The sequence below is a fragment of the Flaviflexus sp. genome, from assembly GCF_052087705.1.
Classification (GTDB): Bacteria; Actinomycetota; Actinomycetes; order Actinomycetales; family Actinomycetaceae; genus Flaviflexus; species Flaviflexus ciconiae.
In genome coordinates, this window is record NZ_JBQCYC010000040.1 from 1 (window position 1) to 6,875 (window position 6,875).

5 protein-coding genes and 1 pseudogene are annotated in these 6,875 nt (G+C 56.3%); 3 read left to right on the forward strand and 3 right to left on the reverse strand.

The window, feature by feature from the left end:
• Nucleotides 1–131 precede the first annotated feature (131 nt).
• On the reverse strand, nucleotides 132–1,154 hold the full coding sequence (locus tag ACTHUY_RS11920; protein ID WP_441655821.1) for a LacI family DNA-binding transcriptional regulator: 1,023 nt from the start codon (nucleotides 1,152–1,154) through the stop codon (nucleotides 132–134).
• A 127-nt stretch (nucleotides 1,155–1,281) separates the two neighbouring features.
• Here ACTHUY_RS11920 and ACTHUY_RS11925 point away from each other — a divergent pair, with 127 nt between their 5' ends.
• The 3 genes and pseudogenes from ACTHUY_RS11925 to ACTHUY_RS11935 all read left to right on the forward strand — a co-directional run.
• A complete protein-coding gene (locus ACTHUY_RS11925) occupies nucleotides 1,282–2,292 on the forward strand; it encodes a Gfo/Idh/MocA family oxidoreductase (RefSeq protein WP_441678998.1) in 1,011 nt (336 codons plus the stop codon).
• Nucleotides 2,289–3,089 (forward strand): TIM barrel protein, encoded by an 801-nt coding sequence (locus ACTHUY_RS11930; RefSeq protein ID WP_441679000.1) that lies wholly within the window; start codon nucleotides 2,289–2,291, stop codon nucleotides 3,087–3,089. The genes ACTHUY_RS11925 and ACTHUY_RS11930 overlap by 4 nt, the downstream gene beginning before the upstream one ends.
• Before the next feature lie 117 nt (nucleotides 3,090–3,206).
• Nucleotides 3,207–4,511: pseudogene (locus ACTHUY_RS11935) on the forward strand (sugar porter family MFS transporter); the annotation flags it as partial.
• A gap of 78 nt (nucleotides 4,512–4,589) precedes the next feature.
• Here ACTHUY_RS11935 and ACTHUY_RS11940 read toward each other — a convergent pair.
• Nucleotides 4,590–5,729, reverse strand: coding sequence for a sialidase family protein (locus tag ACTHUY_RS11940; protein ID WP_441655818.1), 1,140 nt, complete (start codon nucleotides 5,727–5,729; stop codon nucleotides 4,590–4,592).
• 275 nt (nucleotides 5,730–6,004) lie between these two features.
• Nucleotides 6,005–6,697: a DUF4352 domain-containing protein gene (locus tag ACTHUY_RS11945; protein ID WP_441655817.1), complete on the reverse strand. Its 693-nt coding sequence runs from the start codon at nucleotides 6,695–6,697 to the stop codon at nucleotides 6,005–6,007.
• Nucleotides 6,698–6,875 lie beyond the last annotated feature (178 nt).

Here is a 6,875-nt window from a genome sequence, read left to right on the forward strand (position 1 = left end):
ATCTCCTGGGGAAGATCCTTGTGAGGAATCAGGGCAAACTCAATAGTCTCGTACGCGCCGTGCTCCCAGACCACGGTGATCGCCTCGGAGGAGTTACCGCCGTGTGTAGCGTCTCCGGCGAGGTTTGGAGTTTAAGGCCGGTTTTCCGAGCGGGGCACTGCTGTTGTTTCTCGCACGATTAGCTCGGTTGGGACGAGGATGCCTCGTCCCTGAGATTCTAGATTGATGGACTTTAGACGTTGAATAGCTCGCTCGGCGGCAAACCTGGCCAATCGTTTCGTATCCTGTGCGACCGTCGTAAGATTGACATAAAAACGTTGCGACACTTCGGAGTTGTCGAACCCTACGACGGAGAGGTCTCGAGGGATCGAGAGGCCCGCGCGGATGCAATAGTCGATGATGCCGAATGCACAACGGTCGTTAAAGCCGAGGATCGCAGTTGGGAGGTTGTCAGAGTCGATCAGTTCTTTAGCGAGGCGGGCGCCCCCTTCTTCAGCGCCATCTGCCGAGTAAACGATTGGTGTCATATCCCGGTCTTTGAGAGCCGAAACAAAAGCATGTTCACGGGTTGTGGCACCAGCATCGCCAGGGGAGTTTGCGAGCGCAATATTTTCGTGGCCAAGATCGACGAGGTGATCGATTACCTGGTAAATGCCGAAGGAGTCATCCGATGAAACCCAGTCGTAGGGAGCGTCGAGCTCTTGAGCTACTGAGATAACCGGGATGTCGCCAACAATCTCGTTGATCTCTTCTTTGGAGAGCCTCGTACCAAAAAGGATGATGGCGCCGCAGCGGTAAGAAACAAGTGAGGACAGTGCGGTTTTCTCGTCACGGACCGTGGATTTGGGGGAGAGAACCAGCCCGTAGTCCAAGCCATTAATTGCGCTGTAGATTTCGTCGAGAAGATGGTGGTGGAAAGGCTGAGATGTATGGAAGCTAATACCAATATCTAAAGATTTATGACTACGTAGCAGTCGGGCCCGTTCGTCAAGGACGTAGCCGATTTTCTTTGCGGCTTTCCGTACGCGTTCCCGAGTTTGTTCGGATGCTCCCGGAGCGTCCCGAAAGACAATGGATACCAGGGCTGGTGATACTCCGGCTTCCTCCGCGACGTCACGCATCGTGGGGCGCCGACCCCTGGTTTTACCTGTCATGGCAGCAAGCCTAGTGGAAATTGGAAATTTAAGACTCACTCTTGCGCGGATGAAAATCGATCGCTATTCTGACTATATCGTTCAAGTAGAACGTTCTAGTCCAGCTCAGCGTTGAGAGGAAAGAACATTGGTAAACATTACTGTTGTCGGTACCGGCAGGATCGGTACGCATCACATCGGCGCACTTGTCGACAGGGTTAAGGGTGCGACGGTGACGGCCCTGGTTGACACTGACATTGCGCGTGCCGAGGAGCTTGCTCGCACATACTCCATTGATTGCGTGGCGGCGAGCCTTGATGAGGCCTTCGAGAAGGCGGCTGTCGATGCTGTAGTTATTTCGAGCCCCGTCGTCACCCACCTTCCGCTTATCCGCACTGCCGCAGCGGCTGGCAAGGCGATCTTCACGGAGAAGCCGATTGGTAAAGATACTGCCGAGGCGCGGGAGGCCACAGAGGTTACCGCTCAGGCAGGTGTTGTTTTCCAGGTTGGTTTTAACCGCAGGTTCTCTGAGTCGTGGGCGATCGCCCACGAGAACGTAAGTAAAGGCCTTGTTGGTGAGGTACAGCGCTACCATTCGATCACGCGTGATCCCGGGCCCTACGGCGGCAATCCTGCCACAACCCCGATCGGGACGATCTTCAAGGAGACCCTGATTCATGACTTTGACACAATCAACTGGTTCATGGGAGACAGCAGGCCGGTCTCTGTCTTTGCGAGCGCGGATGCTCTGATCCGCCCCGATGCGAAGAATGATGGCTTCCTCGATTCCGCAGTTGTTGTTATCAAGTACGACAATGGTGCGATTGCAACAGCTGAAGCTTCGTTTAGTGCCGCATACGGCTATGACCTCCGGGGCGAAGTTTTTGGTTCGGCTGGAATGGTACAGATGGGGGAGCCGACGAACACGGTTGCTCGTACATTCACGGATGGTGGCATGGTTGTCCCCACTGAGGGAACCGATACCTCCCGGTATCACGAGTCCTATGTTGCCGAGTTCGATACATTCTGCCGTCGCGTCATGGGTGAAGACCTTCCGCACCCGTCCGGTGAGGATGGTGTCATGGCGCAAGCGATCGCCGAGGCCGCCCAGCTTTCTACTTCCGAGTCCCGTCTTGTCCGAATTGAGGAGATCCTGTGAACACCCCATTTACACTCGCTGTATGCGCCGAAATGCAGTTCACCGAACTGCCCATCATCGAGCGCATCAAGAAGATCGGGAGCTACGGGGTAGCGGTCGAACTTTGGAACTGGACCGACCTTGATCTCCAGGCTATTGCTGATACGGGAGTTCCGGTTGAGTCAATGACCGGGTACATCTCCGGTAATCTCACCGAGGATGATGGCATTGAAGCCTTCCTCAACTCCGCTACGGAATCCGCTAAAGCGTCAAAGATTCTTGGTAGCCCCAGGCTAAACTTCCATGGCACCGGCCTCGGTGAGGGAGGTATTCCGGTCGATCCGGTTGAAACGGTTGCGGGAAAGATGTGGGCGAAGGCCGCGCTTACCCTGGACCGACTTGCGGGGATCGCCGAGGAACATGACGTGATCTTTGAGATGGAGAACTTGAACCTGGCTGTGGACCACCCGGGTACCCCCTTCTCTCATCCGTCTGACATTCTGAGCCTGCTTGAGGCTGTTGGTTCCGAGCGAATTAAGGTCAATCTCGATCTTTACCACGCACAGATCGGCGATGGCAGCTTGATCGATACGTGCCAGCAGGCACTCCCTCATATTGGTGAAGTGCAGGTGGCGGACATTCCAGGGCGCTGTGAGCCCGGCACCGGTGAGGTCAACTACCGCAACATCGCACAGGCTCTCTTCGACATGGGCTACCGCGGGACAATTGGGCTTGAGGCGTGGGCGAAGTATGACTCCGACCGTGCGATCACAACGTTCATTGAGACCTTCTCGAATCTTGAAGGGGATACGAAATGAATGTGACAGTGCCTCAGACCTCCACCAAACCGGTCAAGAAGAAGAACATAGACTTTGTTGTCGCGATCGCCACGCTGGGGGCTCTCGCCTTCGGCTTCGACACCGGGGTTATCTCGGGTGCGCTTCCGTTCATGGAGCTACCCTTCTCTGAGGGTGGCCTTTCGTTGGATGCAACCCAGGTTGGAGTTGTTACCTCGTCACTCGTCTTAGGTGCTGCGTTCGGTGGCCTCCTCTCCGGACGCATGTCTGACTCCGTTGGACGCAAGAAGACTCTCCTTCTCATTGCTGCACTGTTCACGATCGGTGCCCTTTGGAACATCGTTTGCGCCAAACGTTGCCATCATGGTCACGTTCCGTGTCGTTCTCGGTCTTGCCGTGGGTGGTGCTTCTGCTATCGTCCCGGTGTTCATCGGTGAGCTGGCACCGACCGATCGTCGCGGTACTCTTGTGGCTCGCAACGAGCTCCTGATCGTTACCGGCCAGCTACTTGCCTATACGACGAACGCCATCATTGCGACGTACTTCCCCGACGACCACCACACGTGGCGGTACATGCTACTACTCTGCACTATCCCCGCAGTGGGGCTGTTCATCGGATCGTTCTTCCTCACTGAGTCCCCACGTTGGCTCATTGACCAGAACCGAGAAGGGGAAGCCAAGACCGTACTCTGGCAGCTTCGCTCGACCGAGAACGATGCCGAAATCGAGGCTGAACTTCAGGGGATCAAGGATCACTCGGAGAAAATGCGGCAGGCAACATCGGGGTCATTCAGTGACTACATGCGGGTCCCATGGGTGCGAAAGATTGCACTTATTGGCATTGCCCTCGCATTCCTGTCGCAGATGACGGGCGTTAACTCAGTGATGTACTACGCGCCATCGATCCTCATCGATACTGGCCTCGGTACGAATGCCGCGATTGTCGCCACCATTGGCAACGGCGTTGTCTCCGTACTTGCCGTCGCAATTGGCTCCCTCGTCCTGCTCCCAAAGATGAAGAGGCGCCGGATGCTCTTAACCGGGCAGATTGGCGTGACAATCTCCCTGTTCCTCATGGGGGCTAGCTTCACGTTCCTCCCGGAATCAACTACGCGAAGCTACTTGGTGCTTGTCTTCATGATGTCCTTCCTCTTTTTCATGCAGTGCTTCGTCGCGGTAATCTTCTGGCTCATGCTCGCCGAGATCTTCCCGCTACGAGTTAGAGGAAAGGTCATGGGTATGGCGGTGTTCGCCAACTGGTTTGCGAACTTCCTCGTTGCCCTCGTGTTCCCTCCGCTTCAGGAAGCACTCCACGGCAAGACGTTCTTCATCTTTGCCTTCATCAACTTCCTCACGATCTTCTTCTACTGGAAGTTCATTCCAGAGACGAAGGGGAAGTCGCTGGAAGAACTTGAAGAACACTTCCAAAAGACTCTGGCCTAATCTCCTCTTGGCCAGGAACCGTGGTGGCGCAGTACGACATGCTGCGCCACCACTTTTTTAGTGCCCAGCCACAGATGCTTAGCGAGCCCACCGGGGAAGATCCTCGTGAGGAATCAGGGCAAACTCAATATTCTCGTAAGCGCCGTGTTCCCATGCGACGGCGATCCCCTCGGCAAGGGCAACGGCAACGGAGTAGGCGGCTGGACCATCGTCGATGACCAGGGGCTCGCTCCAATTGAGTGCTTGGGTCCGAGATGTTGCGGATGAATTGGATGGGTCGGCGGCAGGAGAATCGTTGCCGGGATCGGTTGGGAGGATTCCTCGGCGGAGAACTAAGCCCCTGCGCTTCGACCAGTCAGGACCGGATGCTGTTCCCCTACCTCCGGTGGGGTCGACCATGGTGCCGCTGCCCGTCGCGAAACGCGGGTCAATGGTTGCGGCAATGAGCCCAAGGTCGGGGGAGTAGGCAAGTCCGCCGTTGCATCCCGGTTCCGCAAAATCCGGGACCGGTTCCGTGAATGTTTCTCCACCATCAAAGGAGTAAGCGAGCAACCGGTGCGGGGTGGAACGTGAGTGGAGGACGATAGTGCCGTCGTGGATCTCGACGACCTTTGTTTCGTCACATCCCTCGACCGCTCTTCCGATTCTCCATGTCCTCCCCCGATCATCGGAGATCGCCATGGCAACGTAACGGGCCTGGGTTCCCCTGCGCCTGATCACGAGGGGCTGAAGGATCCTGCCGGAGCGTAGTTGGATCCCATTGCCTGATGAAGCAAACAGCGAGCCAGCATCTTCCGGCCACAGTTGGTCTGTCACGTTCTCATGGGACCAGTTGATTCCGTCTGGTGTGCGAGCAAGCCACAGTCCCCACGGCCCCGGTTCGGTATCGTCCCAAAAAGACTTATCGTCGGAAGAAACATAGAAGCAGAGAAGTTCATCGTCGGTAGCAATCAGGCTTGCGTCACCAGTGCCGACAGAACCGGGCTTGGTCAGCCAAGACGGTTCCGACCAGGAGGTTCCAAGGTCCGTGCTGGTTCGGTGGGCGATACCGTGCTCTCCAGGTAAATCCAGCGGAGAGGACCGAACGTCGTAGGCCAGGACAAGGCCCCACGGCACTGCGGCCAGTGCCGGAATCCTCACGTGAACGTCGTAGTTTACCCCGGGATGTACTTCCCCTTGCCGCGCTACGGTTATCCTGCTGATCTGCTTGCTCGACATCTGTCTCCTTATCTCCGTTACTATTGTGCTCCTCTTTGGCGAGCTGATTTCACGTCGGTGACTTGCCCGAGAATCGGGACACTGAAGAGCGATGTGGATTCGGATAGCAGCCCGAAGAGGAGCGAGGCGCTCCGGAGCTATCCTTGGCATTAGTCCATCTGCCAGTACATTTCGGAAACGGAAGTGGCGCCCAACCGAGGTTGAGCGCCACCCCGCTCGAGAATGCGCTTGAGCGGGCTTAGTCCAGGTACTGCTTAGGCGGGGAGAATAGCTACCTACTGCAGGGATACCCGGATCGGGTCACCAAAGAACTCGTCGTTGCCAAGGTCAATAGCGGTGGGCACCGAGTCTGCTGGAATGTCGTAAATTAGGACGCCTTCGACAGTGTTGCCGGGGTTGACCTCTGTGAATACGAAGGTTTCGCCGTCGTAATACCAGGCGTCGCTCGACTCTGAATGCTGGCGATCTTGCTCGTCGATGAGCTTATGCTCGGATGCTCGGAAGTGTTCTGCCTCGTTACCGGTGTTCGTGACCGAGACGTGAACGAGAACGAACTGGCCTGCGGCCTCAGCGTTGAAGTGTTCATTTCCGATCAGACCAACCTCAGCATCGACGCTTGTGATGGTGACATCGAAGTTTCCGGTGCTTACCGTGTCACCGACACCGGGAGCAGACTCGGCTGGCTCCTCTGCTTCTTCCGGTTCATCAGCCTCCGGTTCTTCAGCTTCCTTACCATCGGCAGCGTCAACAACGGCTGCGTCACCGTCGCCACCATCATCATTGGTGTCTGCGTTGCGATCGCTGGAATTGCCGGTTGAGTTGTTTGAATCGGCCTTTGGTTCGTCGCCGACCCCACCGGATCCCATGCTGGCAATAATGCCGATAACAATAATGACGAGGATGGCGGTGAGGATCTTGTGGCGCGCGAACCAGCTCTTCTGCTTCTGCGCCGGTGCCGGGTATGACATGGTGTCTCCTTTTTCAGATCGATACTTCGAAGTTATGTTTTGGAAGCTCGTCCTGACATCGGCCGATCGGCCATACTTTCCTGACCGAACGGCCGAGGCAAAAGGTCATAGGGAGGCAATACCATGGCTTCATGAATAGTGGTGCGAAGGATCTGGGGCCCCGTAGCCGGTTGGGCTG